The sequence below is a fragment of the Qipengyuania gelatinilytica genome (assembly GCF_019711315.1).
GTDB classification, from domain to species: domain Bacteria; phylum Pseudomonadota; class Alphaproteobacteria; order Sphingomonadales; family Sphingomonadaceae; genus Qipengyuania; species Qipengyuania gelatinilytica.
The window spans coordinates 754663-781341 of record NZ_CP081294.1 but is presented as its reverse complement, the minus strand read 5'-3'; the positions used below and the strand labels follow the sequence as shown (position 1 = coordinate 781341).

At 61.7% G+C, this 26679-nt stretch carries 29 protein-coding genes and 2 tRNA genes; 12 read left to right on the top strand and 19 right to left on the bottom strand.

The window, feature by feature from the left end:
- Positions 1-64: 64 nt before the first annotated feature.
- Positions 65-532 carry an Lrp/AsnC family transcriptional regulator gene (locus K3136_RS03875; protein WP_247711426.1) on the top strand — a complete coding sequence of 156 codons (468 nt, stop codon included), beginning with the start codon at positions 65-67 and terminating at the stop codon, positions 530-532.
- 81 nt (positions 533-613) lie between these two features.
- On the opposite strand, the gene K3136_RS03870 is transcribed toward K3136_RS03875, so the two are convergent.
- The 6 genes from K3136_RS03870 to infA all read right to left on the bottom strand — a co-directional run bounded on the left by K3136_RS03870 (position 614) and on the right by infA (position 2282).
- Complete coding sequence (locus K3136_RS03870; RefSeq protein WP_221431588.1) at positions 614-802, bottom strand: hypothetical protein; 189 nt, start codon at positions 800-802, stop codon at positions 614-616.
- A gap of 12 nt (positions 803-814) precedes the next feature.
- Positions 815-1042, bottom strand: a complete 228-nt coding sequence (locus K3136_RS03865; protein ID WP_221431587.1) for a hypothetical protein — start codon at positions 1040-1042, stop codon at positions 815-817.
- Positions 1043-1130: 88 nt separating this feature from the next.
- Positions 1131-1340, bottom strand: a complete 210-nt coding sequence (locus K3136_RS03860; RefSeq protein ID WP_221431586.1) for a cold-shock protein — start codon at positions 1338-1340, stop codon at positions 1131-1133.
- 196 nt (positions 1341-1536) lie between these two features.
- Entirely contained in the window at positions 1537-1761 is a 225-nt protein-coding gene (locus tag K3136_RS03855) for a hypothetical protein (RefSeq protein ID WP_221431585.1), read from the bottom strand.
- Between the two features lie 57 nt (positions 1762-1818).
- Positions 1819-1971, bottom strand: coding sequence for a hypothetical protein (locus K3136_RS03850; RefSeq protein ID WP_221431584.1), 153 nt, complete (start codon positions 1969-1971; stop codon positions 1819-1821).
- A gap of 44 nt (positions 1972-2015) precedes the next feature.
- Entirely contained in the window at positions 2016-2282 is a 267-nt protein-coding gene (gene infA / locus K3136_RS03845) for a translation initiation factor IF-1 (protein WP_221431583.1), read from the bottom strand.
- A gap of 405 nt (positions 2283-2687) precedes the next feature.
- On the opposite strand from infA, the gene K3136_RS03840 reads away from it, so the two are divergent.
- On the top strand, positions 2688-2930 hold the full coding sequence (locus K3136_RS03840) for an antitoxin Xre/MbcA/ParS toxin-binding domain-containing protein (protein ID WP_221431582.1): 243 nt from the start codon (positions 2688-2690) through the stop codon (positions 2928-2930).
- A 144-nt stretch (positions 2931-3074) separates the two neighbouring features.
- Here the strand turns inward: K3136_RS03840 and K3136_RS03835 are convergent, their stop codons facing one another.
- Positions 3075-3419 (bottom strand): hypothetical protein, encoded by a 345-nt coding sequence (locus K3136_RS03835; protein ID WP_247711425.1) that lies wholly within the window; start codon positions 3417-3419, stop codon positions 3075-3077.
- Between the two features lie 355 nt (positions 3420-3774).
- Between K3136_RS03835 and K3136_RS03830 the strand changes: the two genes are divergently transcribed.
- Both K3136_RS03830 and K3136_RS03825 read left to right on the top strand, forming a co-directional pair.
- Entirely contained in the window at positions 3775-5400 is a 1626-nt protein-coding gene (locus K3136_RS03830; protein ID WP_221431581.1) for a lysine--tRNA ligase, read from the top strand.
- A 149-nt stretch (positions 5401-5549) separates the two neighbouring features.
- The gene (locus K3136_RS03825) at positions 5550-6671 is read left to right on the top strand and encodes a PAS domain-containing protein (RefSeq protein ID WP_221431580.1); all 1122 of its coding nucleotides are present in this window, start codon (positions 5550-5552) and stop codon (positions 6669-6671) included.
- A 4-nt stretch (positions 6672-6675) separates the two neighbouring features.
- Here the strand turns inward: K3136_RS03825 and K3136_RS03820 are convergent, their stop codons facing one another.
- On the bottom strand, positions 6676-7344 hold the full coding sequence (locus K3136_RS03820; RefSeq protein ID WP_221431579.1) for a prolyl hydroxylase family protein: 669 nt from the start codon (positions 7342-7344) through the stop codon (positions 6676-6678).
- 103 nt (positions 7345-7447) lie between these two features.
- On the opposite strand from K3136_RS03820, the gene K3136_RS03815 reads away from it, so the two are divergent.
- Positions 7448-8002: a cytochrome b gene (locus tag K3136_RS03815; RefSeq protein WP_221431578.1), complete on the top strand. Its 555-nt coding sequence runs from the start codon at positions 7448-7450 to the stop codon at positions 8000-8002.
- A gap of 93 nt (positions 8003-8095) precedes the next feature.
- Here K3136_RS03815 and K3136_RS03810 read toward each other — a convergent pair whose 3' ends face one another.
- Positions 8096-9100: an RcnB family protein gene (locus tag K3136_RS03810; RefSeq protein ID WP_221431577.1), complete on the bottom strand. Its 1005-nt coding sequence runs from the start codon at positions 9098-9100 to the stop codon at positions 8096-8098.
- A gap of 177 nt (positions 9101-9277) precedes the next feature.
- On the opposite strand from K3136_RS03810, the gene K3136_RS03805 reads away from it, so the two are divergent.
- Together K3136_RS03805 and K3136_RS03800 are read left to right on the top strand one after the other, a co-directional pair.
- A complete protein-coding gene (locus tag K3136_RS03805; protein WP_247711424.1) occupies positions 9278-9847 on the top strand; it encodes a PNPOx family protein in 570 nt (189 codons plus the stop codon).
- A gap of 83 nt (positions 9848-9930) precedes the next feature.
- On the top strand, positions 9931-10776 hold the full coding sequence (locus K3136_RS03800; RefSeq protein WP_221431576.1) for a substrate-binding domain-containing protein: 846 nt from the start codon (positions 9931-9933) through the stop codon (positions 10774-10776).
- Here K3136_RS03800 and K3136_RS03795 read toward each other — a convergent pair whose 3' ends face one another.
- Genes K3136_RS03795 through K3136_RS03785 form a run of 3 tightly spaced genes read right to left on the bottom strand, consistent with a single transcriptional unit; the run spans position 10777 to position 13384 of the window.
- Positions 10777-12564, bottom strand: coding sequence for a sensor domain-containing diguanylate cyclase (locus K3136_RS03795; RefSeq protein WP_221431575.1), 1788 nt, complete (start codon positions 12562-12564; stop codon positions 10777-10779).
- A 60-nt stretch (positions 12565-12624) separates the two neighbouring features.
- Positions 12625-12909 (bottom strand): acylphosphatase, encoded by a 285-nt coding sequence (locus K3136_RS03790; protein WP_221431574.1) that lies wholly within the window; start codon positions 12907-12909, stop codon positions 12625-12627.
- A 37-nt stretch (positions 12910-12946) separates the two neighbouring features.
- A complete protein-coding gene (locus tag K3136_RS03785) occupies positions 12947-13384 on the bottom strand; it encodes an FKBP-type peptidyl-prolyl cis-trans isomerase (protein WP_221431573.1) in 438 nt (145 codons plus the stop codon).
- A 204-nt stretch (positions 13385-13588) separates the two neighbouring features.
- Here K3136_RS03785 and K3136_RS03780 point away from each other — a divergent pair, with 204 nt between their 5' ends.
- Positions 13589-14707: an endonuclease/exonuclease/phosphatase family protein gene (locus K3136_RS03780; RefSeq protein WP_221431572.1), complete on the top strand. Its 1119-nt coding sequence runs from the start codon at positions 13589-13591 to the stop codon at positions 14705-14707.
- Between the two features lie 122 nt (positions 14708-14829).
- Here the strand turns inward: K3136_RS03780 and K3136_RS03775 are convergent, their stop codons facing one another.
- Positions 14830-15690 carry a hypothetical protein gene (locus tag K3136_RS03775; RefSeq protein ID WP_221431571.1) on the bottom strand — a complete coding sequence of 287 codons (861 nt, stop codon included), beginning with the start codon at positions 15688-15690 and terminating at the stop codon, positions 14830-14832.
- Between the two features lie 117 nt (positions 15691-15807).
- Positions 15808-17481, bottom strand: coding sequence for an energy-dependent translational throttle protein EttA (ettA, locus tag K3136_RS03770; RefSeq protein WP_221431570.1), 1674 nt, complete (start codon positions 17479-17481; stop codon positions 15808-15810).
- A 121-nt stretch (positions 17482-17602) separates the two neighbouring features.
- Between ettA and K3136_RS03765 the strand changes: the two genes are divergently transcribed.
- The 4 genes from K3136_RS03765 to K3136_RS03750 all read left to right on the top strand — a co-directional run bounded on the left by K3136_RS03765 (position 17603) and on the right by K3136_RS03750 (position 22506).
- Positions 17603-18778, top strand: coding sequence for a glycosyltransferase (locus K3136_RS03765; protein WP_221431569.1), 1176 nt, complete (start codon positions 17603-17605; stop codon positions 18776-18778).
- Positions 18775-19773, top strand: a complete 999-nt coding sequence (locus tag K3136_RS03760) for a UDP-glucuronic acid decarboxylase family protein (protein WP_221431568.1) — start codon at positions 18775-18777, stop codon at positions 19771-19773. Before K3136_RS03765 ends, K3136_RS03760 begins: the two co-directional genes overlap by 4 nt.
- Before the next feature lie 39 nt (positions 19774-19812).
- Entirely contained in the window at positions 19813-21168 is a 1356-nt protein-coding gene (locus K3136_RS03755) for a M20/M25/M40 family metallo-hydrolase (RefSeq protein ID WP_221431567.1), read from the top strand.
- A 132-nt stretch (positions 21169-21300) separates the two neighbouring features.
- Positions 21301-22506: a GGDEF domain-containing protein gene (locus K3136_RS03750; RefSeq protein WP_221431566.1), complete on the top strand. Its 1206-nt coding sequence runs from the start codon at positions 21301-21303 to the stop codon at positions 22504-22506.
- 2 nt (positions 22507-22508) lie between these two features.
- Here K3136_RS03750 and K3136_RS03745 read toward each other — a convergent pair whose 3' ends face one another.
- From K3136_RS03745 to K3136_RS03725, 5 genes are all read right to left on the bottom strand, one after another.
- Positions 22509-23654: a DUF1501 domain-containing protein gene (locus tag K3136_RS03745; RefSeq protein ID WP_221431565.1), complete on the bottom strand. Its 1146-nt coding sequence runs from the start codon at positions 23652-23654 to the stop codon at positions 22509-22511.
- 2 nt (positions 23655-23656) lie between these two features.
- Positions 23657-25054 (bottom strand): DUF1800 domain-containing protein, encoded by a 1398-nt coding sequence (locus K3136_RS03740; RefSeq protein WP_221431564.1) that lies wholly within the window; start codon positions 25052-25054, stop codon positions 23657-23659.
- A gap of 57 nt (positions 25055-25111) precedes the next feature.
- Positions 25112-26374 carry an MATE family efflux transporter gene (locus K3136_RS03735; RefSeq protein ID WP_221431563.1) on the bottom strand — a complete coding sequence of 421 codons (1263 nt, stop codon included), beginning with the start codon at positions 26372-26374 and terminating at the stop codon, positions 25112-25114.
- A 93-nt stretch (positions 26375-26467) separates the two neighbouring features.
- Positions 26468-26544 (bottom strand) — tRNA-Pro (locus K3136_RS03730).
- Between the two features lie 33 nt (positions 26545-26577).
- Positions 26578-26654, bottom strand: a tRNA-Ile gene (locus tag K3136_RS03725).
- Positions 26655-26679 lie beyond the last annotated feature (25 nt).

The following is a 26679-nucleotide window of genomic DNA, read 5'->3' as shown; positions in this document are numbered from 1 at the left end:
TACCGCTATCCGACTGGAATATCCCTGCGAAGTATGCCAACTGAAGCGTCATAATTGGCAGATTATGCTACTGAGGGATGCGATGGACGCGAAAGACCGCCAGATCCTGCGCGAATTGCAGCGCGACGGACGTCTGACAAATGCCGAGCTGGCGGAGCGGGTACACCTGTCCCCGTCACCCTGCCTGCGCCGCGTCCGGAACCTCGAAAAGGCCGGCGTAATCGACCGCTACGTTGCCATCGTGGACCGAGGGGAGGCGGGTTATCCGGTGACCGCCTTCGTCCAGGTCACGCTTGCGCGGCACGACAAGGAGGTGGTCGATGCCTTCGAGAAAAGAGTGCGCGAAACGCCGCAGATCCTGACCTGTCACCTGATGACGGGAAGCTCCGACTACTTGCTGCAGATCGTCGTTGCGGGGCTGGATGCCTATGAGGATTTCATGCGCGAGACGCTCCACAAGACGCCCGGGATCGCGACGATCAACACGAGTTTCGTCTATGGGACGGTGAAGGACACGGTCGAATTGCCCTAACTTTGAGGGCGGTCGTCAGGCCTTGTGCGAGATGAAGTCAAAGGCCGGAATTGGGTGGAAAGCTGGCTGAGCTGAAAGCGCTTAAGCTTCCGATGCTAGCAGGGCCATCACTTCATCGAAGTCTTCATGCACATTGACCTGTGCACCGCCCGAAAAATTCAGGACAACACCGCGTTCGTTCTTTCCCACGAACAGGACTGCCGAAACCCGGCAAGCTGCAGCCGTTCCATCGGTCCGGCGGAACATGGCAAATCCCTTGGGCAGAGACATGGCGGCTTCGCTCTAGTTCAATTGCGAGAGTTGCAGGCCAAGCTCGGCATTTCGCTTCTCCGTCTTGGCTTGCTCGGCCTTGGCGCGGTCTGTCGCTACTTTTCGCGCCAGTTCGGCCAGCCTTGTCCAGGACTTCTCGGCACGTAGATTACGCTGCTTGACGTTATCGAGTGTGGCGGCGTCCGCTTCGAGAGCTGCTTCTTGCGCACGCGCTTCGTAAAATTCGAACGATTGGTACATTGTGCATCTCTCAAGTCTGGATCAAGAATGGGTGTCCCCCTCGCATGCCGGGTCGCAAAAGCACGCGAGAGGAACTCGGATCAGCTGATTAATCTGCAGCCGAGAGATTGATTGCGCTTTCCTTGCCGTTGCGGCCGGTTTCAACTTCGTAGTTGAGGCGCTGCTCCTTATCGAGCGTCGTCATTCCTGCCGCCTGGACGGCGGAGATGTGGACGAAGCTGTCGGCAGAGCCGTCATCGGGCTGGATGAAGCCATAGCCCTTGTCGCTGTTGAAGAATTTTACGGTACCAGTAGTCATATCGTTTCCTTTCAAGAAACGTTTGTGTCCGGCTGGCGAGATTGCGAGCCGGGTTCGTGCGTCAAGTCGTCAATTGAAAGGAGGTCGTCGTATTGAAGGCGCGAGAACCGGAAAATGTCCGATTGCCTCGCCAGGCGTCGATATCCGTCGAAATTCAACGTGAGCATTTTGTTTGGAGCCACAGAAGTCTCACCTGTTAGTGAGTGGCTTCCAAGCCCGTCGTCAGGGCTGCCGGATTGGCAAATTGCGCTTTGCTCCAGGCACAGGCTGCGGCAGCGCCCAGTCCGTGCTGGAATTCGCTTATGCGTCCGGCAATGTGTGAGGCCTTCACCAGTTCGGCGAGGCGGTCGTCATCGTTTGCAGCACCGTTGGCACCCATGAGGGCCCGTTGGTGCTGCGCGTATTGATGATTGAGGTCCATGTCAGTTCTCCTGCTGGGGCGGGGATGCTGATGCATGGCCGCGAAGGTGTGTGTGGCTCAGTCGATCATCGTTGCGACGATACGTCGCAGATCGGCGGTCGCCATGAGGCCGGGATTTGCATTTTCCCGCCCTCCGCCTTGCGCATGGATCGCGCCGAAACGGAGGGAAAGCTTGGGGCGCGAGGCATCGCGCGCATTCATTGAATTCATTATGTGTAGTTCCGGCAGGGTCTTCCTGCCGCCTTCTTCAAGTCTCAGCGCCTGTATCCGCGCTTGCGAGCACCGGCGGGCATGGGCCCTTGTGTTCGTTCGCGGAAGACGATCCGGCCTTTGCTCAGATCGTATGGCGTCATTTCGACGTGTACGCGGTCTCCAACGACCGATCGAATGCGATAGCGACGCATCTTGCCTGCAGTGTAGCAGATGATGCGATGCTCATTGTCGAGGACGACGCCGAAGCGACCGTCGGGCAGGATCTCATCGATCGCACCCTCCATCGTTATGAGCTCTTCTTTCGCCAACAAAGCATCCTAGCGTACGAAAAATCACCCGCGCGGACGAATTCCGCTGCGGAGCCAGGAAGGATGAAATGGACGAGGTGCCGGTAGCGCGCTTGTGCGTGGCTGGTGGCAGTCAATATCCGTCGCAAACGACGTTAGGCAATTTCTATATAGCAGCGTGCAAAAAAATTACAATGACTGATATTCAAGGATACAGAAATTGCTGGCCGCGATTGACTGCTCGGCAACCACCAAACTTTTTACGGCAAGACTTGTCAGGTCAAGTCTGATAGACGCTGCCTTATCGCAGTTGGTACGATTAAGCGTCCTGCGACTGAGAGACACGTTGTGCTCCCGCTTTGACGAGGAGAGCAAGGTGGATTTTCCATTTGATCAGTTCGGATATGCCGTGGGCTTCGACACCTGATGTCGGACCGCGATCGGGGAACGCGTCTAACGCCAGCTGCGGCGAAGCGAGAGAGCGAGACGACCCGCCTGGCCATGATCATCCTCGGGCGAGAGGCTGCAATTTTCTTTATGAACGAGCCCAATAGTCAGTTGGGCGGAAGACCGATCGATCTTGTGATCGAAAGCGAAGAAGGGCGCGAACGTGTCGAAGTGGAGCTCGCAGAGATCGAGTATCTGCAAGCAGTCGCGAAAAAGGAATAGCGCCAAAACCGAATGCAGTGCGCCTGCAAAAAGGCGACCCGAGGGGTGGTGCTGTTCTTGCAGCGCCGCTTCACCTTCAGGCCTCCGCTTCCTAACGGAAGTGGAGGTCTTTTTTTGCGCGACTAGGTGTCCGCGATCGGGTCGTCAGCGGAACTTCGCCCACGGTCTTCTCGATGCCTCTAACCTGGCGCCTTTACGCTCCTCGCGACGAAGCTTTCTTGCTTCCCGCTCGTGAAGGATAGCAACTTCCCGGAGATATAGGGAAAGGTTCGGATCGGTGCAGGCGGCAACCTTCTTGCGATCTTCTCTGGCGAGATTTTCGTAGTAATCAGCGTCCTTGTGGGGCTCGAAGCTCCCGAATTCCTCGTTTTTGTCCAAGGGCTGATCGTCGCCTTTAGCGAAACCCATTGCGTCATCATCGCTCATCGCACTGATCGAGCCATCACCTCTCCCGTCGCCGCGGCTCTGATCCTTTTCATCATTGCTCATTGGAAGAATCCTTCTGCAATGCACTGGCGGTCGGTAGCGACCGCGTGAGAGCCGGCTAAGAGGCGAAATAGCGAGAAGGGAGGGTCGAATGTGACCTTCGAAACCGTCAATTGCGACTGGTAGCTAGACTGAAGATGGCCCAGCAAAACCGATTAGCAATCCCGCAGGAAAATAAATTTCAACCGCTCGGATCAGGATCGGCAATCGGGCGCCAGCGGAATGACAGCTTTCCGGGTCATGCCTCCATTTCTCGCCCAGGATCGTGTTCCATGTGCTCCATCCTGTCGGGCTTACCGGCAGCCCCTGCAACACTTCGCACTTGCAACAGGAACGGCGAGCGGCAAGAGGGTTTGCCATGAGCATGAACGATCTGATCACCGCCGCACGTGTGTCCAAGGCCTGGCCGTTCCAGGAGGCGCAGCGGCTGCTCAAACGCTATCCTGATGGTACCAAGCCTGACGGCAGCCCGGTGCTGTTCGAAACCGGTTACGGTCCTTCGGGCCTGCCGCATATCGGCACTTTCCAGGAAGTCCTGCGCACCACGCTTGTGCGCCGCGCCTATGAGGCGATGATTGGTGCCAAGCCCGAAGACGGCAAGACGCGGCTCGTGGCGTTCAGTGACGACATGGATGGCCTGCGCAAGGTGCCCGACAACGTTCCCAACCAGGATCTGCTCGAGGCGAACCTTCACCTTCCGCTCAGCCGCGTGCCCGACCCCTTCGAGAAGGGCCACGAAAGCTTCGCTGCGCATAACAATGCCAAGCTGCGCGAATTCCTCGACCAGTTCGGTTTCGAATACGAGTTCATCGCAGCGAGCGACATGTACAATTCCGGGCGCTTCGACGATGCGCTGCGACAGGTCCTGCGCAAGAACCAGGACATTCTCGACATCATGCTGCCGACACTGCGCGAAGAGCGGCGCAAGACCTATTCGCCGGTCCTGCCGATCTCGCCTTCGACCGGCCGCGTGCTGCAGGTCCCGGTCGAGGTTCTCGATGCGGAAGACGGCACGATCCGCTTCACCGACGAGGACGGCACGCTCGTCGAGCAGTCGGCACTGGGCGGCATGTCCAAGCTCCAGTGGAAGGTCGACTGGGCCATGCGCTGGTATGCGTTGGGCGTCGATTACGAGATGTACGGCAAGGACCTGACCGACAGCGGCGTGCAGTCGGGCCGGATCGTGAAGGTGCTCGGCGGGCGCAAGCCGGAAGGCCTCATCTACGAGATGTTCCTCGACCAGAATGGCGAGAAGATTTCCAAGTCGAAGGGCAACGGCCTCTCGATCGAGGAGTGGCTGCAGTACGGCAGCGAAGAGAGCCTCGGCTACTATATCTTCCCCAATCCCAAGAGCGCCAAGCAGCTGCACGTCGGGGTGATCCCGCGCGCGGTGGACGATTACTGGCAGTTCCGCGAGCGCCTCGCCGAACAGGAGCTCGACAAGCAGCTCGGCAATCCGGTGTGGCACCTTGCGCGCGCGAACGGCGGGTTCGAGGGCAGCGAGGCACCCGGTGCAGGCGACAGCCTGCCGGTGACCTATGGCCTGCTGCTCAACCTCGCCAGCGTGCTGGGTGCGGAGGCAAGCGAGGACGCGCTGCGCGATTATCTCGCCAGCTACATCGGGGACGACAAGATCACACCCGAGCTGGAAGTCCTGATCGGTACCGCGGTGGCCTACACCCGCGACTATATCGTCCCGACGCTCAACAAGCGCGCGCCGGAGCCCAACGAGGCAGAGGCACTGCGGGCGCTCGACGCTTACCTTGCGGGCGCATCGGAAGACACCAGCGCCGAAGACCTCCAGACCGAGGTGTACGAAATCGGCAAGCGCGAGGAATACGGCTTCGAGTCGCTGCGCGACTGGTTCAAGGCGCTCTACCAGACTCTGCTCGGCAGCGATCAGGGGCCGCGCATGGGCAGCTTCATCGCGCTCTACGGTGTCGAGAACTCGCGCAAGCTGATTTCAGAGGCGTTGGAACGCTAAAATCCGCAAGTAAATGCTTCAAGCCTATCAGGCTGTTGTGGCAAAAAACGACGGTAATCGTGTTTTTTCGAGGCCGCAGGCTCTTGCAAAACATTGGAATGGCGGCACTATTACTCCTGGATGGTAAGTTGTAAAAGGGAGTACCTGCCGTGGGTCGTACCAATGGCGGTGGCGGGGGGGCGCATTCCCCGTCGGAAGACAATCGCAAGTTCATGGAGTTCGCTGAGCGCAACGCGCGGCTGGCCGGACGCCTCGCAGACCTGAAGATCGGCTCTTCCGAGCTGTTCCTGCAGACCACCGAACAGACGCGTATGGCGCTGTGTATCTCGGACCCGAACAAGCCCGATTGTCCGATCGTCTACTGCAACCAGGCATTCGTGGAACTGACGGGCTACGACCGCAACGAAATCATCGGCCAGAACTGCCGCTTCCTCCAGGGGCGGGGGACCAGGCCGGAGGCTGTGAGCAAGTTGCGGCAGGCTATCGAGACCGAAGAATACACGGTCGCCGACATCCTCAATTACCGCAAGGACGGCAGCGCGTTCTGGAATGCCGTGCATGTCGGACCGATCTATCACGAGGATGGGTCGATCGCCTATTTCTTTGGATCCCAATGGGACATCACGGAATTGCTCGCCGCACGTGAAACGATCGTCGAGAACGAACGGATCGCAACCGAGCTGCGCCATCGCACAGACAATCTGTTTGCCGTTCTTGCCGCCATAGTCCGCCTTTCTGCAAAAGACAGCAACGACGCGGCGGAACTGTCAGAGAAGATCGAACGGCGCATCGAAGCGCTTGCCGGTGCTCATCGCATGAGTCTTACCGGCGAAGGCTTGGCGGAGGATAAATCGAACCTGCATACCCTCGTGGAAGCTGTACTGCGCCCGTATCGCAATTCCTACGCCGATCGGATCGAGATCGTGGGCGGGGCTGTCGATCTTTCTCGCAAGAACATCACCCCGTTGGGTCTGACCCTTCACGAGCTTGCGACGAATGCGCTCAAATACGGTGCCCTATCGACCTCAGATGGGAAAGTTCACGTCGACTGGACGCAAGACGAGGAGTTCGTCGAAATCCACTGGATCGAAAACCTTGGGTCGGCGAGCGAGCGACTTGATACCCATCCAGCGACCCAAGGCTCGGGTTCGGGCTCGCGCCTAATCAACGGGGTCGTCAGGGGAAGTGGCGGCTCGATCTCGACCGATTACCGACCCGACGGTTTGCAGGCGACGATCCGCCTGCCGATCAAGAACAAGGTTTCCCTTTAGCCGATCAGCTGTGCTTGCGCGTGCGGTACCATTTGGTGAGCACGTACTTCGCGCCGGCAATCACGGGCGTGCCCGCATGCATTGTGTCCACATTGGGCTCGCCCTCGGGCGTGGCGTTGTTCCACACGAGTAGCACGCCGGGCTTGGGCTCGATCGAGGCACCGACTTCTGTGAAGTGTGTGTGTCCGCCCTCTTCGACCTTGTTGAGGAAGGCCATAGCTGTCCAGCAGCGCTGGCCGCCGCGCTTGCGTTCCAGCTTCCAGTATTCCTGGTCGGTATAGAACCAGTCGTTATGCGGCTTGAATTCCTGGCCGGGCAGGTAACGCTGGCCCTGGATCGCCTCGCCGGTAACCGGGTTCATTCCGAGCAGGTCGTCGATCCGGCGCGAGATGCCTTTGACGAAGGGATCGTTGGGGTTGAAATTGCCCGAGTAAGAGGTGCGGAACTTGGCGATATAGGCGGTCTCGTGCAGCTCGCTCGGCCGTGCGACGACGTCGATCATGGTGATGAAGCGGCGGCATTCGTCCGGCGAGAGGAAATTCGGCACGGCGAAGATCTCGGCGCGGTCGGTCGGCACCTTGTAGATTTCGGGATCGTTTTCGAGGCGCTCGCGAACCTTGGCGCCGATACGCCTGAGAGCATCCTGATCGGGAATCGCAGTGGTCTTGGTCATGGCACGAAGTGTTAGCGTGGCTCCGCCGCGGCGCAAACCGTCAACTTGCAGAGCGGTTTGGAGACGCTAAGCTCACGCCCGATCCTTGGAGGGGAGTGACAAGATGAGCCATACAGCCCGCCGCTATTCCGCCGGTGCGATGATATTCCACTGGGTGATCGCAATCGCCGTCATCGTGAACTGGAGGCTGGCGGAAAACGCCGAGCATGCCGAGGCGATGGAAGACAAGATTGCCATTTTCGCCAATCACAAGGCGCTGGGCATACTGATCCTCGTCCTGACGCTCGGACGGCTGGCCTGGCGCTGGACGCACCCGGTTCCGCCGCTTCCCTCGAACCTCGCGCAGTGGGAAGCGACGCTGGCGCGCACGGTCCACGTCATCTTCTATGTGCTGCTGATCGGCCTTCCGCTGGGCGGGTGGATTGCCAATTCGCTGTCCGGACGGGAGGTCGACATGTTCGGCCTCTTTGTGATTCCACCACTGCCGGTTGGCGAGAATGCCGAAGCGGCCAAGACCATCTTCGGCCTTCATGCAACGGGTGGCAGCGTCTTCATCTACCTGATCGCGCTGCACATACTCGGCGCGCTGAAGCATACGTTCTTCGACAGGAACGGCGGCATCTTCCGCATGCTTCCTTTCGGCAAGGTCCCCGGCTGAGGCCAAGGAAAAACCCCCACCGATCGCTCGGCGGGGGTTTCTTTGCTTCTTCGGTCCACTCTCACGCCGAAGAAGCGGGGTGGGGGAAGTGACTTACCAGAAGAAGTCGTAAATCACGTCGACCACTTCGCCGCTGTAGATGTCGACCAGCAGTACGTCGTCGTAATACCGGACCCAGCGATAGGGGCCGTAGACTTCCGGCAGGCGATAGCGCCAGGGATCATTGATCCAGTAGCGGCTGCCGAAGAACAGGTTGCCAAGGCGGAACCCGATGTCGAGCCTGCGATAGCGATAATCCCGGTACGGTGCGTAATAACGTCCGAGGCGGAAGATGCTGCGGTTGGTATGGCGATAGCGGTACCAGTCGTAGCGGTTGTTATCGCGCCAGCCATAACGGTCCCACCGGTCGTAATTGTGCCAGCGGCGGCCATCCCAGTAGCGCGAACGACGCTCTAGCGTGCTGCGGGCGGCACGATCACGGACGCTGCGCTCGCGATAGATGCGTTCTGCGCGGCGATCGGCCCGGCGGTCTGCGCGACGTTCCTGATAGCGACGTTCTGCGCGGCGGTCGGCACGACGCTCGGCGCGGCGCTCTTCGATCCGACGCTCGGTGCGGCGTTCCGCACGACGTTCGGCGCGGCGCTGTTCTTCGCGGCGTTCGCTGCGGTTCCAGTCGCGACCCGAACGCTCCTGCGCCCGTTCTGCACGGCGATCACCACGATTCCAGTCGGCACCGCGACGTTCCTCGGCGCGGTTCTCGCGCGAGACTTCGCGGACTGCCTGGCGGCGAGCACGTTCACGCTCGGCACCGTAATCCCTGCGTTCCTGACGACGCTCTTGCCGCTGTTCGCTGCGACGTTCCTGACGCTGCTCGCTGCGACGCTCCTGGCGTCGTTCGCTGCGTCGTTCCTGGCGTTGGGCGCTACGGCGTTCCTGGCGGCGCTGTTGCCGCTGCTGCTGCTGGCGTTCGCCGCGATCCTGCTGCGAGCGCTGCTCGGCAGCTTCAGCCGCTTCAGCCTGTGCGGGCAGGGCAGTGACCGTCATCGCGACCGCGAGGGCGCCCAGCGCGCTGCCTTTCATCAGCTTTGTAAGTGTCATGGAGCGTGTCCTTTTCTTCTTCTTCAAGCCGCTCCACACCTGCGGCTCATGTTCGATGTATTGCTTTGTATCACATCGGCCTGACTTGTATCTGAACCGGATTGTCGACCTCTCGTTCATGTTCGTACCGTTGAAAATTAACGCAACCCAGTGCCAACTCATGCGTTGGCTCTTGCGATGATCGATAATCTCCCCGCTGTCCGGAAGGACGTTATTGCACGGCTGACGGAAGCTGCAACCGGTCGCAAGTCGCCGATGCACACCCCCGTGGTGGCGACCGCCGATGCGGATGCACGCATCATGGTCCTGCGCGATTTCGACCCCGACGGCTGGACATTGCGGTTCCACACTGACGTGCGGTCTCCCAAGGCGAGCGTCATCGGCGACGGCGCGCCGCTTGGCGTATTGTTCTACGATCCCGAAGCAAAGGTGCAGATCCGTTGCCGGGGAAATGGCAGGATCGATTCGCAGAGTCCGCGGGTGCAGGAATTCTGGGAAGAGAGCGATGCCTTTGCCCGCCGGTGTTATCTCGGTGCGCCTCCGGGCGAAGATCGCGATGAGCCGTCGAGCGGGCTTCCAGCCTGGATCGAGGGCGCGCGCCCTACCGAGGAAGAGCTGGTCCCCGCTCGCCAGAATTTCGGCGCGCTTATCGTCGAGATCGCCACGATCGACTGGTATTACTTGTCTTCCGGCGGACATCGTCGTGCGATCCTGCAGCGGGACAAGGCGAAATGGGTTACTCCCTGATAAACCATCCCGATTGTCGGGCTGGTCATGTTTAAGAGCGAGTATCGGCGGAATCCGTTAGATTACAGAGGCTAGCCGGCTCGATGACGTCCAGTACCCGCATCCTGATGCTTTTCGATAACATGAACCGCGACTACGTCACGCGGCTGCAATCCGGTGCCACGCGCAAAGCAAGTGCTTGCGGAGTTACGATCGAGGCTGAAAACATCCACGGGACGGACAGGAGCGTCGAGAGCCTGCTCGATTCTCCCGGCCTTGGCGGTGTCATCCTGACCGCGCCATTGTGCGATGACCGCCATGTCCTCCTCCAGCTCGAAAAAAGAGGTATCCCCTTTGCACGCATCGCGTCGATGCTCGATCCGGGGCGGGGTATCACGGTGTCCATGGACGAATACGAGGCGTCGCGCGAGATTACGGGGTTGCTGCTCGAGGCCGGCCATCGCCGTATCGCGATCATTCGCGGACCCCGTTCGCACCTCGCCAGCATGCGGCGCTACAACGGCTTTACTGCGGCCATGGGGACCAAGGGTGGCAGGGCCGACCCCGCATTGATCGTCGAGGGCGATTTCACGCCCGAGAGCGGCAAGCAGCTCGCCTCCAAGCTGTTGGCTGGAAGGCCGACCGCAATCTTCTCGAGCAATGACGGCATGGCGGCGGGCTTCGTCCAGGCGGCTAGGGCTGCAGGCTATAGCTTGCCGGGACAGGTCTCGATCGTTGGCTTCGACGACGATCCCGTTGCGAAGACCCTCAACCCGCCGCTGACCACCGTGCGCCAGCCGCTAGAGGAAATGGGCGCTACAGCCTGCACCCTGCTGGCGGATTGCATGAAGGGAGCCGGCAAGAGCGTTGCTCATGCCGATGTGCCCTATACGATTGTGGAGCGTTCCTCGATTGCGCCGCCTGCCACGGCAACCGCAAGCGCCGCCTGATCAGGCCGTGTGAACCGAGTGCCGGTTCCGGCCGGCATGTTTCGCATCGTACAGCGCTTGGTCGGCTGCACGCAGCAGGTCGCGTTCGTCCCAGCCGGGCTTGAGTTCGGCAATGCCGATACTCAGCGTGATATTGATCGGCTGTTCCCACTGGGTCGAGCCAAGGCGATCATTGATTGCGATGCACCGCGCGTCGAGCTCTTCCGCGCTGCGGCTGGGGAAGACGAAGAGGAACTCCTCGCCCCCGATACGGCCGACTGAATCATCGCCAATCGCCTCGTCGCACAGGATGTCGGCAATAGCCTTAATGACACGGTCACCCACGCCGTGGCCGAATTCGTCGTTGATGCGCTTGAAGTAGTCGATGTCGATCATGGCGACGGACAGCGGGTCGCCCGTCAATTCGGAGGCGTCCATCGCCTCGGCAAGATTTGCGAGGATGCAGCGGCGATTGGGCATGCCGGTCAGTGGGTCGGTGGCGGCAAGCATGCGGACTTCAGCAGCTTCGCGTTCTGCCCTGGCACGGGCGGCTTCGAGCTGGCGCATGGTTTCGGCACGCTCGGTTACATCGAGCATCGTGCCGAACAGTGCGGTCACACGGCCCTTTCGGTCGGCCTCGGCCTCGCCGCGGCAATCGATATGGACGATCTCGCTATTGCCGCGCCGGATCCGCGCTTCGAAGGCGAAGGGAAGGGCATGGCTGGTCGCTTCGACGATGAACGAGCGCACGCGCTCGCGATCGTCTTCGTGGTGAAGGTCGAACCAGTCTTCGAGGCTCGGCTGGCTATCCGCATCGAAACCGCAGATCCGCAACGCCTCGCGTGACCAGCGGGCCGAATTGTCGACCGGGCTGAAGCGCCAGTGGCCGACCTTGGCCGCGCGTTCGGCAGATTCAAGCAGCCTCGCGTTCTCCGCGATCTCTGCAAGGGCGCGGCCGCGCTGGGCAAGCAGGAAGGCGACCGGCATCGAGGAAACGAGCAGCGCGACGAGATAGAGCTGGAAGAAGAAGACCTGCTTCTCGGTCGTGTCGAAGAACAGCGTGACAGGGCCGGTATTGAAAATGGACAGGACCGAGCCGGTCGTCGCGATGATGACGAGCGCTGCCGCAGCCCCGCTGAGGCCGAGCGTTGCGGTGGCGATCGCCATGGCCATCACCGGCAGGAAGAGCAGCGGTATATCGGCCTGGCCGAATGCTGCGACGCTCAGGATTGCTACGACAAGCGCGGTCCAGAGCGAGCGCAGCGACAGCAAATTCCTGCGGTCCTGCGGGTCCTGTGCGATGAACAGGATGATCGGCGTCATGATCAGCATGCCGAGTGTGACGGTGCTCATCCACGAGCTCAGGAAGCTATAGGTGAGGTTGCCCGAAAGGACGCCTGCCATGATTGCGCTGAAACAGCCGGCGAGAATCGCGGCGGCGCCAAAGCGGGCCATGTTCCAGGGCCGCGAGAGAATGAGCTTCGCAGCCGAGCTACCGCCCATCAATGCATAGACCAGATAACCTTCCAACAGGTTGGCAATGGTGTAACCGGTGGTGGCGAGGAAGCTCGATCCGGCCCACAGGTTCGCGGCCATGCTGGCGGCGGCGATCCAAGCAGTGGTAATGATGCGGCGGCGAGGACCGAAATGGAGGAGGGCAGCAACGAAGATGCCGCTCGAAGGCCAGACGGCCGCAATGCCGTCTTCGCCCTGGGTGAGGTTGAGGGCAACCAGCGCACAGACAAGCCAGGCGATGCCGTACAGCATCGGCCAGCCGTAATAGCCTGCACCCTTGTGATTCGAAGTCACTGTCAGTCCCCTCCCTTGGCTGTCCCTCTAGCCAAGGCTGATGAGGGCTTGCTTAACGGCTCACCTATCGGATTTCCAGTTGCATCTTGTGAAACCGGACAAGCTCTGGGAATCAACGATTTGCACATCGATTCCGGTCGGTTCCGCACGCGGCGGCCCTGCCTGCATTTCCTCGATCATGCGTTCGACAGCGGCCGGATCGCCTTCAAGGTGCGCTTCGACCGTCCCATCAGGCAAGTTGCGCACCCAACCGGCGAGGCCGAGTGAGCGCGCCGTGGCGACGGTCCAGTCGCGATAGAAGACGCCCTGGACCCTCCCATGGACGATGATGCGGCGGGCGGTCATCGGAGGTTCCCGAAGGTGTCCGTCCGCCGCTCCATTGTCAGGCAGCCTGCTTGATATCGCGCAGGGTCAGCTCGAAGGTCACGTCTTCGCCGGCCAGCGGGTGGTTCCCGTCGACCTTCACGGCCTCTTCGCCGACTTCGACGATGAACAGCGTCATCGGATTGCCGTCGGGCGCCTGCGCCTGAAGCGCCATGCCCGGCTGCGGGGCGGGTTCGGGCGGAAGGTTGGCGCGCGGGAGGTCCATGATCAGTTCTTCACGGCGCGGTCCGAATGCATCGGCGCTGGGAATTGCGACCGTCTGCTGGTCGCCGACTTTCATGCCGGTGAGAGCCTGTTCGATCTGCGGGAAGATCTGTCCGCCGCCGAGCTGGATTTCCTGCGGTCCGACCTCTTCGGTATTGCCAACGACCTGGCCGTCACCCCGCTTGAGGACGTAGTCGACGGTTACGGTGTCACCGTTGTTGGGAGTGGTCATGAATATCCTTTGAGATTTCGTGTTCGCGGCACTGGTGGTGCCGCATGGAAAGCGCGCCCGCGTACCGGACGCCTTGCACCCGACTCTCGCAATTCGTGAAGGGCTAGTCAAATCGACCTTCGCTTGCGCGGAACTTTGGGGGCTTGCGGCGATAGTGCCCCTGTGACCAAGTGAAGAACGCGGTCGAAACAGGGGGAAATATTCGTGAGCGAAACGCGCAACGCAGGTTGGAAGGTGGCCGGGGTCTGGCTGCTGAGGATAGCCGCGATCATGCTGGTCGCCGGATCGCTGATGAGTACCACCGATCTCAACCAGTGGTGGATCAGGATCTGGGATTTCCCGCGCATCCAGATCCTTATCGCGATGATCCTGCTGGGTATTGCGCTGTGGTTTTTCGATCGCGCATGGCGTCCCTGGCTGCCCTTGGTGCTTGCCGCGGTGAGCATCTGGCAGGTCTACCGCATTGTGCCCTACACTCCGCTTGCCCCGACAGAGGTGGCGCGGGTGTCCTCCGATCAGGCTTCCGGCAATTCCTGCTTCACCCTGCTGACCCTCAACGTCCTGCAGAAGAACCGCGAGTACGAGCGCACGATCGACCTCATTCGCCGTGTCGATCCGGATATCGTGCTGCTGACGGAGACCGACCAGGCCTGGGCCGATGCGGTGGCCGGTGTGCTGGAAGATTACCCGGGCCAGATCCAGCGTCCGCTGGATAACACCTATGGCATCCTGTTCGCGTCGAAGCTGCCGATGTTCGACGCGGCGATCCAGGACATGGCGCAAAAGGACACGCCTTCGGTCGTCGCGACCTTGCGCGCTGGCAATCAAAGCTTCCTGATGATCGGCCTGCATCCGCGCCCGCCCAAGCCCAAGCAGGATACGGAAGAACGCGACGCCGAGATAATCGTCGCCGCGCGCCGCTCGCGCGATGTGGGGCTTCCGGTGCTCGCAATCGGCGATTTCAACGATGTCGCATGGTCCGACACGACGAGCCTGTTCAAGGACCTCGGCAGCTTCCTCGATCCGCGTATCGGCAGGGGCACCTATGCGACCTTCCCGGCGAACATGGTGTGGCTGGGCTGGCCGCTCGACCACCTGTTCGTGACCGAGGAATTCCTGCTCGACGAGATGCGCGTGGGCGATCCCATTGGGTCAGATCATCGCCCGGTCATCGCTCGCCTGTGCCTAGACCCCGCAGCCGCACGCGGCCGCAACGAAGACGCCGAAGGCCCCAGCGCCGAAGACGAAGCGGACGCGGACGAGGTGATGGAGGAGTTCAGGGAAGACGAGAAGACCGACGCCGTGGAGGGGGAAGAGGGGTAGGGAGGCCTGAAATCAGCCCTACACACGCCATCCCTTAGTTATCTCTTCAGAGCAGAGATGCGCCAAGTTTACGTTGGATGCCGCCTGCACGCGAATGGCAGCATGTGGGGGGAAGCGGACGTTCACTTCTCTTGGGATTTAGGTGCCCTGCAGCCCATGTCCGAGGCATACACTTTCCATCCAGCGACCGCGGCTTCTCTCGCTCGTTCTGAACCACCGTTGACGATAGACCCTCCAAATCCAGTTATATGATTGAGCACTGCGTCAAGACCATCCACTACTAGGTTGGGCCCATAGTGCCGCGTAGCCTCGAAAGCGTCAGGTGAACGATTTTCCAACGATATCGAACGTGTCAGCAAAGGTCGGTGGTCATCCATTTGCGACACCATTGCAGGCACAGCATCTGCGCCCAGATTTATGAGTGAATCGAAGACCCGCTGCTGCTGGACACCACTCACTACTCCAAGTTGTGAGACCAGATCAGAAACTTCGTCAAAGTGAGGAAGCGAAGAGTCAGTTTGCCAACCACTGGCAATGTTGGATTGGCGAGCAACCTCGTATCGAATTGCATCGATTGCACCTTCATCCGAATAACGCAAAGCGTCAGCCGAATATCCAGCAAAATACAGACCGATGGGGCCTTCATCGACTTGGGTGAGAAATAGGATTGCTGGCTTTCCCGCAAGATCAGCCATCAACTCCATCGACGGCTTGTAAGGAGCATCCGAGGGGAAATGTCGGAGTGAAACGTGATCGTTATTTCCGCCCTTGATCCATGATTCCACTAGCAGAGGTAATTCGACGTATTGCGGACTTGCACTGCTGGCTTCCTCAACCAAGAGCGTTGGTGAGAAGTCCATGCGAGCGATTAGAATATGGTCCGATGCAGCAACCAAGGCAGCGAGATCAACATCTACCGGGCATTCGGCTGACCTGGCATCCAATTGGGCGGACGTGCATGCCGCCAACATCGCACCTGTCACGCTAAGGAAAATGAGTCGTCGAATGGAATGTCTCAACATTCTCGTAATATAGGCGGACACAGCGAACGTCCGCAATCGGGTCGTAAGTGGACAATCCGCTTACGACCCGTAGAGGCTTTACCGCGTCAGCTTCTTGTACGCCAAGCGCGTCGGACGGTCCGCAGCGTCGCCCATGCGGCGGCGCTTGTCTTCCTCGTAGGCTTCGAAGTTGCCCTCGAACCATTCGACGTGGCTGTCGCCCTCGAAGGCGAGGATGTGGGTGGCGAGGCGGTCGAGGAAGAAGCGGTCATGGCTGATGACCACGGCGCAGCCGGCGAAGTTTTCGATCGCCTCTTCCAGCGCGCCCAGCGTTTCCACGTCGAGGTCGTTGGTTGGTTCGTCCAGAAGCAGGACGTTGCCGCCCTCCTTCAGCATCTTGGCCATGTGGACGCGGTTGCGTTCACCGCCCGACAGCTTGCCGACGTTCTTCTGCTGGTCCGCGCCCTTGAAGTTGAATGCGCCGACATAGGCACGGGTCGAGGTGTCGTGGCCGTTGACCTTCATATAGTCGAGGCCGTCCGAAATCTCTTCCCAGACGTTGTTCTTGGGGTTCAGGTGATCGCGGCTCTGGTCGACATAGCCGAGATGGACGGTCGAGCCGATTTCCACCGTGCCGCTGTCGGGTTCTTCCTTGCCGGTCAGGATCTTGAACAGCGTGGACTTGCCCGCGCCGTTCGGCCCGATCACGCCGACGATACCGCCCGGGGGCAGCATGAATGAGAGGTTTTCGAAGAGCAGCTTGTCGCCATAGGCCTTGGAGATGTTCTTGGCCTCGATGACCTTGCCGCCGAGACGTTCGGGCACTTGGATGACGATCTGCGCCTTACCGGGCTTGCGGTTCTGCTGCTCTTCCTGGAGCTGTTCGAACTTGCGGACACGGGCCTTGGACTTGGTCTGGCGCGCCGATGGCGTTTGCCGGATCCATTCGAGTTCGCGTGACAGCGCCTTCTGGCGGCCGCTTTCCTCGCGGCTTTCCTGCTCCAGACGCTTGGCCTTCTTCTCGAGATAGGTCGAGTAGTTGCCTTCGTAAGGGTAGTAGGACCCGCGGTCGAGTTCGAGGATCCACTCCACCACATTGTCGAGGAAGTAGCGGTCATGGGTGATCATCAGCACCGCGCCGGCATATTCCTTGAGGTGGTTTTCCAGCCACTGGACGCTTTCGGCGTCGAGGTGGTTGGTCGGTTCGTCCAGCAGCAGGATCGAAGGCTTCTGGATCAGCAGGCGGGTGAGAGCGACACGGCGCTTCTCGCCGCCCGAAAGATCGGTGACGGGCCAGTCGCCCGGAGGGCAGCGAAGCGCTTCCATCGCGACTTCGAGCTGGTTGTCGAGCGTCCAGCCGTCGACCGCGTCGATCTTGTCCTGCAGCTCGGCCATTTCGGTGCTGAGCGCGTCGAAGTCGGCATCTTCCTCGGCCATTTCCATGCCGATCGCATTGAAGCGTTCGACCATGTCCGCGGTTTCGCGCGCGCCGTCCTTGACGTTCTCGAGCACGGTCTTGCTCTCGTCGAGCTCGGGCTCCTGCTCGAGATAGCCGACAGTGATGTTCTCGCCCGGCCATGCTTCGCCGGTGAAATCCTTGTCGATGCCGGCCATGATCTTGATTAGCGTCGACTTGCCCGCGCCGTTCGGACCCACAATGCCGATCTTGGCACCCTGGTAGAACTGCAGGTTGATATTGCTGAGCACCGGCTTCTGGGCACCGGGGAAAGTCTTGGTCATGTCCTTCATGACGAAGGCGTATTGCGCGGCCATCGGGCGAATCCTTGGATGTCTTCAAGAGAATGGGAAGTTGGCCTGCCAGATAGTCACGGGCGGGCCTCGGGGCAAGGTCGCTCTGGCATTTGGCACAGGGCTGTCCTAGGCGGAATTCATAATGAGCGAGAAGCCGGGTCAGTCAGGGAATTTGCCGCAGGTCGCGATCCTGTTTTCCCAGTTTGCCGCCTATCATGTCGACCGTGTCGAAGCAGCCGCGCGGCGCCTGAAGGGCAGGGCCGAGGTGCTGGCGGTCGAATATGCCACCACCAGCGCGACCTATGCGTGGGAGCCGGCCGAGGGCATCGAGCATGCGCGGCATCTCACGCTGTTTCCCGGCAAGAGCTATGACGAGGTCGGGCACCTCGCGCGCTATCGCGCTGCGATGAAGGCGCTGCGCGGGGCAGACATGGTCTGCACCGGCGTACCCTATTCCGAACGCGACATGATCGCGCTGTCATGGCGCATGGCTGCGGCGGGCAAGCGCATTGTCATGATGACCGAGAGCAAGTTCGACGATTTTCCCCGCAACCTCGCGCGCGAAACCGCCAAGGCGCGGGTGCTTTCACCCTACAAGGCGGCGATCGTCGGCGGGTTGCGCCAGCGCGATTACCTGCAGTTTCTCGGCTTCGGGGACAAGCCGATCCTGCCGGGTTACGACACGGTCGGCCTCGATCGTATCCGCCAGCAGGGTGGGGCAGAGGCCGTGCGCTGGGAGGACCGCGATTTCCTCTTCGTCGGGCGCTTCGTTGAAAAGAAGAACCTTTCGACGCTGCTTGCCGGATACGCGCGCTACCGCGAGCTGGCGGGCTATGCGGCGCATGGCCTCGTTCTGGCGGGCGACGGAGAACTCGCAGACGATCTCAAGGCACAGGCAGGCGAAGGGGTGGAGTTCACTGGATTCCTGCGCGCCGAGGAAGTATCGAAGCGTCTCGCGCGTTCGCTCGCGCTGTGCCTCGTCAGCACGGAGGAGCAGTGGGGTCTGGTCGTAAACGAGGCGGCTGCTTTCGGCGTGCCCGCGATCGTCAGTCATGCAGTCGGATCCCGCGATGCACTCGTGCGCAACGCAGTGACCGGCTACGTGGTCGAGCCGCAATCGGTTGAAAGCATCGCGCGCTCGATGCTCGCTGTTTCGCAGAGCGAGCAGGCGTGGCAACGCTATTCGGACGCGACGGCCGAGCGCGCGCATCTGGGCGACACCGAGCGCTTCGCCGATGCGGTCGAGGCGCTGTTCGACCCGGCGAGCGAGGGCGCGACCCGCGCACAGCAATTCTGGCAGGAGATTTCCGAGACATGAGTGACGCGAAACCGGGCGCTCTGGCGCGCTATTCGCTGACCAAGCGCGTGCTGGTAACGGGCGGGGCGGGTTTCCTCGGCTCGCACCTCTGCGATCGCCTGCTCGAAGACGGGCACGAAGTGCTGTGCGTCGACAATTTCTTCACCGGAGCGCGGGCCAATATCGCCCACCTGCTCGGCCACGAACGTTTCGAGCTGCTGCGCCACGACATCACCATGCCGCTGTCGGTCGAGGTGGACGAGATCTACAATTTCGCCTGTCCGGCATCACCGATCCACTACCAGTTCGATCCGGTCCAGACGACCAAGACCAGCGTGATCGGCGCGATCAACATGCTCGGCCTCGCCAAGCGGCTTCGCGTGCCGATCCTCCAGGCATCGACCAGCGAGGTTTATGGCGATCCGGAAATCCATCCGCAGACCGAGGATTACTGGGGCAACGTCAATCCGATCGGCCCGCGGTCCTGCTACGACGAGGGCAAGCGCTGCGCGGAGACGCTGTTCTTCGACTATCGCCGCCAGCACGATTTGCCGATCAAGGTCGTGCGCATCTTCAACACTTACGGCCCGCGTATGCACCCGAACGACGGGCGCGTGGTGTCGAACTTCATCCTGCAGGCGCTGCGCGGCGAGGACATTACCATCTTCGGCGACGGCGAGCAGACGCGCAGCTTCTGTTATGTCGATGATTTGATCGACGGCTGCGTGCGGATGATGGGCACCGATGCCGACACCACCGGACCGGTGAATATCGGCAACGAGGGCGAATATTCGATGCTCGAACTGGCCGAGACCGTGCTCGACATCGTCGGCGGCAAGTCTCAGCTGGTGCACAAGCCCTTGCCGCAGGACGATCCGCGTCGCCGCAAGCCGGACACCATGCTCGCACGCGAGATGCTCGGCTGGGAAGCGACCACGAAACTGCGTGATGGCCTTGCGAAGACCATCGCGTATTTCGAACAGAGCGGGCACGCGGACGCCAGCCGGAGCGATTGAGGCTTGGCATAGCCGCTGGCGCTGTTAGCAAGCGCCCTCATGAACAAGTCGCTCCTCGCGCTCGCCGCGCTCTCGCTTTCCGTCCCCGCCTACGCCGACCGCGCTGACGATGCGCTCGAAGGCGATACGATCGCCTGGGATTTCGTCGAAGGGATCACCACCGAAGTCGGCCCCCGCATGCCCGGTACCGAACAGGAAACGCGCGGACGCATCTGGGCGATGGACTGGCTGCGCGCAAACGGCTTTGCGAATATCGCCGACGAGCCTTTCGACATGCCGACCTGGGTTCGCGGGATCGAAACGGCCGAGGTGACCGCGCCTTTCGCGCAGCCGATGGCGATCACCGCGCTCTCGACGACCACCGCGACCGGCCCCGAGGGGATCGAGGCAGAGGTCGTCTATTTCCCGAGCTATGCCGATCTCGTCGCGGCTGAAGAAGGCAGTCTCGAAGGCAAGATCGCCTTCGTGAGCCACGACATGCGGGCAGCGCAGGACGGCTCTCACTATGGCTTTGCAGGCCCCGCGCGCTGGATGGCGCCTTCGCTTGCTTCCAGCAAGGGCGCTCTCGCTACCGTCATCCGTTCGGTCGGTACCGACAATCACCGCGTGCCGCACACGGGAACCACCACGTTTGCAGAGGGCGTGACGCCGACCCCGGCAGGCGCGCTCTCCAACCCCGATGCCGACAATCTCGAGCGCATGTTCGAGCGCGCCGAGGGCACGCCGATCCGCATGAAGTTGGTCATGACCCCGCGCGACCTGGGCACGACCCGCAGCGGCAATGTCGTGGGCGAGATAGTCGGCCGCGATCCTTCGCTTCCCCCCGTGTTGCTCGCCTGCCACCTCGACAGCTGGGACCTGGGTACCGGTGCGATCGACGACGGTGCGGGCTGCGGCATCATTGCAGCAGCGGCCAAGCACGTAGCGGCGGAAGGCCAGCCGCTGCGCACAATCCGTCTCCTTTTCGCAGGGGCTGAGGAGACCGGCCTCTGGGGTTCGAAGGCATATGCCGAAGCCCACCTCGACGAGCCGGTCTATGTCGGCCTCGAGAGCGATTTCGGTGCCGATCGCATCTGGCGCCTCGAAAGCAACTTCACCGCGAGCGATCCGGCGCTTTTCCGCGAAATCGCCGCCGCAGTGGGCCGCTTCGGCGTTGCGCCCAGCAGCCTCACCGCCAGCGGCGGCGCGGACCTCAACCTTGTGCGAGAGCAGAAAGGGCCGCTGATCGACCTGCAACAGGACGGCACGCGCTATTTCGACCTGCATCACACGGCGGATGATACGCTGGACAAGATCGATCCCGTCCAGCTGCGCCAGAACGTGGCGGTCTGGACCGCCGTTGTCGGCGTTCTCGCCAACCGCGAAGAGCCGATTTCGATGCCAGCGGCCGAGTGAATCCGTTACATATGTGACTGGTTTGCAATAGTAAGAACACATAGCGCGGGCGGCACTTGTAACCGTGCGACACCCTAACTACCCGTTAACCTTCTCTGCCTAATAGGGGGCAAGGAGGTTCGGGGCGGAACCATGAGAGAACAGATTATCGGCTTGATCACGCCTACCATGGCGGTGGTCTTCATGCTCGTGTTCCTGGTGATGTGGAACCGCGGCAAGATGGGCAATTACGTGCTCGCTTTCGCCGCGTCCTACCTGTTTTTCGCCCTCGGTTTCGCTGCGACTCACCTGCTCGATACGAGCACGCTCTACATTTTCCATGTAACCCAGTTCTTCTACACGCTCTCGGTCGTCAGCGGGCTGTGGGGCCTTGCGATGCGAGTGGGCCAGCCGCCCTATCTGGGCGTGCATCTGACGATTTACGGGCTCTCCGCGACCACGCTGGCGGTCGCAGTCTTGCTATCGACGGACATCGCTCCGCGCCTGATCATCGTGAATACCGGCTATGGTGCCATGTACCTAATCGGTACGATGACGCTGCTCGGCGCACACCAGCGCGAAGCGATCGACAAGCTGATTATCGCCGTCCAGGCGCTACTGGCAGCCCAATTCCTGATCCGCCCGGTTCTGACACTGCTGGTAGAATCCTCGATTGCGGCGGACGCCTATCGGGAATCGCTCTACTATTCGGTCGTGAACCTGTCGCTTTCGCTGATCTCTCTGGTTGCGGCGATGGTTCTGGTCGGTGCCTGCGTCTACGACCAGATCAAGGCTGTGCGCGAGCGCGCCGAGATGGACATGCTCACCGGCCTTAGGACGCGCCGCGCTTTCGAGCAGGACGTCGTGGCCCAGATCGAAAAGGCGAAGCTCGAAGGCGTTCCCGTCTCTCTGGTCGTCGCGGATATCGACCACTTCAAGTCAGTCAACGATGTCTGGGGACACCAGGTCGGCGACAAGGCGATTGCCGCTTTCGGCCGGGTCATCGAGGACACGATCCGCGATACCGACATTGCCGGACGCATCGGCGGCGAAGAGTTTTGCGTCCTTGCGTGGAACTGCGAAGGCGATGCGGCCGTCGCAATGGCGGAGCGCATCCGCAAGAAGTTCGGCGCTGCAAAGGTCGAGGGCATGCCCGAAGATCACCGCCTCACGGCAAGCTTCGGTGTTGCCGGACGCAAGGAAGGCGAAGGCTATGGCAAGCTTTTCGCCCGTACCGATTCCGCGCTCTACCGGGCGAAGCAGGAAGGCCGTAACCGCACCTTGTGCGATGGTGACAAGCGCCGCGAGAAGGCCAGCGTCACACCGCTCCCGACTGTAAGCACCCAGAAGCGGGCATAAGCCTAGGCGATCAATCCCTCGACCGGGCGATCCGTCCGTCCCGGATAAAGCGCGCGCATCACCTTTTCGGCATCCAGTTCAAAGTGGCTTGCCAGCGCGCCCGAGTTCAGCGCTTCCAGCGACATGGTCGGTTTGAGGTCGCGCCCTTCGTAAAGCTGCCCGGAAGCAAGGCCCGGCCAGTCAGCCAGCACGCGGCCTCCCTTGACCAAGCCGCCCAGCAGAAGCGCAGCGCTGCCGGTGCCGTGATCGGTTCCATTGGTGCCGTTGATCGCCACGGTCCGACCGAACTCGGTCACGACCAGCACCAGCGTATCTTCCCAGACAGGTCCGATCCCGGCGCGGAATGCCGCCATCAGGCCATCGAACTGCGTGAAGCGGCGTTGCAGCATGCCAAGCTGGTTGGCGTGGCTGTCCCATCCGGCAAGATCCATCATGACGACACGTGCACCCTGGGGGTCGGCCAGCATGCGCGCGGCAAGCGTGCCGGCGTCGCGCGCGCGGCCAAGCGAATCCATGTCGGACGCATCGGCAATTGCCTCCGTCTGGCGAGCCTGCTGCCACAGGCCGGCCAGCTGCGGATCGCCCGCGTAGAGATCGGGGAGCCGGTCGAGCAGCGCGTCGCTGGCCTTGGGCAGGGTGGTCGGTGCGTAAGTGGAAGCGGGGTTCGACCCGCGCAGCGCCAGCGGCAGGGCCGAAGCCAGCGCGATGGCCGGGCTTTCGCTACCTTCCAGAAGGCCAAGGAAGCGGTTGAGGAAACCGTCCCGCCTTTCGAATGGCCGCATGCCTCCAGTCTCGAGCAGGTTCTGCGCATCGAAATGCGAACGCTCGCGATAGCTGGTCGCAACGGCATGGACGAGCAGGGCATCGCCTTCGCCATAGAGACGCCCTGTCTCTGCGAGCGCCGGATGGAGTGCGAATGTGCCGTCCAGCTTCGGCGCATCGGCATAGGTGTCGAGCCATTTCGCCCGTGCTGCCCGGAACGCGGGATCGGCAAGCGGTGCGGCAAGCGCAAGCCCGTCGGTCGCCCCGCGCATCACGAGAACCAGCAAGCGCTTCTCGCCAGCAGTGCGCGCGAATGCCATGCGCGGGCCGAGCGAGGCAGCAGCAAGGGCGGCGCTACCGGCAAGCATTGTCCGTCTGTCGATCATGCTCACCTCCTCATCATCTCGGGTGAAACGAGCAGGAGCGCGAAGCCCATCTCGTTGCTTTCCGCCCAGCGCACAGACTGGCGGGTCGTGTCCGATAGCGAGCCGGGGAACATCGCCTCGGCGAGATCGCGGACATCCTCCAGCCGCAAAAGATTGGCGACGCGTTCGGCCGCCTCGACCCTGCGATAAAGGGCATTGGCTCCGGCCCAGCTTGCCTCGCGGTCGTCCCATCCGGCAGGAGAACCCGGGCGCCATGCCTGCTGGCCCAGCTCGCGCAACATGATGGCGAACTGGCGGTCGGCCAGCTTCATCTCTCCGCCCGCGCGCAGCAGGCCCACAGCCCACTCCCACGGCTGGCGGAACTTCACAGGTTCTTCGACCCAAGTCTCGGGTGCATCGATCAAGGCCTCGTAGACCTTGGGTAGATGCCCGCCACTTTCCGAAAAAGCCTTCGCCAGCCGGTCGACTAGGCTTTCGGGCGGCGTGTCGCCTGCAAAGTGGCGTGCGAGCTTGGTCGCAACGAAGCGCGCGGTCGATGGATGGACGGCGAGGTCGTCGAGGATGGCGAGCGCCTGTCCTGTGCCCGTGTCGCGGTAGCTGCGACCCATGACGGTCCGTGTGCCGGGCTCGTGGATATAATCGAAGAAAGCCGCACCGCCCGGTTGCGGCGTGGCCCGGGCAGCGGCGGGTAGGCCCTGCATCGTCCAGCCTGTCAGCGCCCGCGCGAGTTCCCTCACGTCTTCCTGCGTATAGCCGCCTTCGACACCCAGCGTATGGAGCTCGAGGATCTCGCGCCCGAGATTCTCGTTCAGCCCGCGCTCCGGCCTTCCGCGCCTCTCGCGCGTTGCCGCAGCGCGGCTGTTGGGGCCCTGCGATTGCCACTGATCGAGATAGGCCAGCATCGCCGGATGCAGCGATGCAGCCTTTAGAAGGTCGCTGAAATAGCCGGTGACATGCAGGCGGATCGCTCCGAATTCATACGGTCCCACAAGCGAAGGGAGCTGTGCCTTGTCCGCCGATACGGCGAAATGGTTCGACCAGAAATGGACCATCCGCTCCATGAACGGCGTATCGGTTTCGAGCGCCAGCCTGCCGCGCAGTGCGATATCGGCGATAAGGCCGCGCCTCACATCCTGCTGGCGCTCCTTGCTCATCATCGCCGCTGCGTCGGGATTGTCATCGTCTTCACGGGCAGCATTGCGCATGGCGCGAAATTCGGCGGTGTCGGCAATGACGCGAGCGACTTCCTCACCATCGACTGCCCTTCCGGCCAGTGCCTGTGGGGAAGGTTCGTAACCGCCAATCTGCTGCTTCAACCAGCTGCGTGGATACTGCGGCAGCGCGTCTCCGCGGCGATAGCCTAGTCCGAAACGATTGAGGGCGATCGATTGTGGGGTCACGGGACTGCAGTCGGCTCCTTGGCTATGCAACGCATGGCGCCGCGATGTGTCCCCCTGTTACGCCATCCGGGATAAGAGGCGAGGCATGAATGCTAGCTGTAGTCCGGCGCGGGCAATCAGAAAGACAGTGAACGACAGCCATAGCCCATGGTTGCCCATCGGCCACGTCAGCCAGAGGGCTAGGGCGTAGATCGCAAAAGCACCGAGCATCGTCAGCAGCAGGGCACGGGTCCAGCTCGCGCCCACGAAGACACCGTCGAAGACGAAACCTGCCACGCCTGCGAAGGGGATCACGATGAGCCATGGGCCAAGCTCCTGCGCAGCTTCGCGCACGGCATCGGTGGCAGCGAAGCTGGCGAGGATCGGGTCTGCAAGTATGGCAAAGCCGATCGCGACGAGGCCCGCCGTCGCCATCCCGCGCAGCATGATTGCGCGGACATAGGCGGCAAAGCCCTTGCGATCGTCTGCGCCCGCACGCTCGCCGTTGAGGACCTGCGCGGCGTTCTCGAACCCGTCGAGCAGCAGCGCGGTAAAGACGAACAGCTGGTAGATGATCCCGTTCGCCGCCAGCACCACTGCGCCGCGCTCTGCCGAAAGGCGGGTGAGGCCCGCCAGCGCGATCATCAGGATCACCGTGCGCAGGAACAGGTCGCGATTGACCGAAAGGAAGGGGCGCAATTCGGAGAAGCGGGCAATCCCGCCGTGCCGCGCGCGGTCCACCAGCGCCTTGCCGGAAACGCCGCCCAGCAGCAGCGCCGCCACGGCAAGAAGCTTGGCATATTCCGCAATGAAGCTCGACCAGCCGATCCCGGCAATGCCCCAGTCGAGGCCCAGGACGAACCACAGGCCGAGCCCGACATTGAGGAGGTTGTAGGCCACTTCCAGTACCAATACGGTCTTCATACGGCGCTGGCCGACGAGGAAGCCGATGGCGGCGAAGTTCGCCATGACGGCGGGCGCGCTCCAGTAGCGGATATCGGCGTAGATACCTGCTGCGCTGCGTACGTCGCCCTCGGCACCAAGTGCATCGAGCAGCAGCGGCAGCAGGAGCGGCTTGGCAAGGATGAGCAGGGCGGCGATTGCGAGGCCAACCAGCAATCCGCGCAGCAGCACGGCAGCCTGCTCCGACATGCCACTCCGTGTACCGGCCTGCGCGACCAGCCCAGTGGTGCCGGTCTTGAGGAAATTCATCACGGTGAACAGGACGGCGAACAGTCTCGCGCCCACGTCGACCGCGCCCTGCGTCGGCGCGTCGCCAAGCTGGCCTACTATCCACATGTCGCCGATGCCGATCATGGCCGTGGCGACATTGGTCACCATGGCGGGCAGCGCAATCGCCCAGATTGCGCGCTTGTCGATCGCTGCGGGATTGGCCGTGGAGGTCAGGTCTTGCTCCTCACACTAATATCGACGTGGTCGGGGAGACTGGATTCGAACCAGCGACCCCCTGTACCCAAAACAGGTGCGCTACCAGGCTGCGCCACTCCCCGACTTGACGTCGATATATCACCGGACCCGACGGTTGGTAGGCCCGGCAGGACTCGAACCCGCGACCTAGCCGTTATGAGCGGCCAGCTCTAACCAACTGAGCTACGGGCCCCCGCCATCCGTCCGGCGAAGCTGCC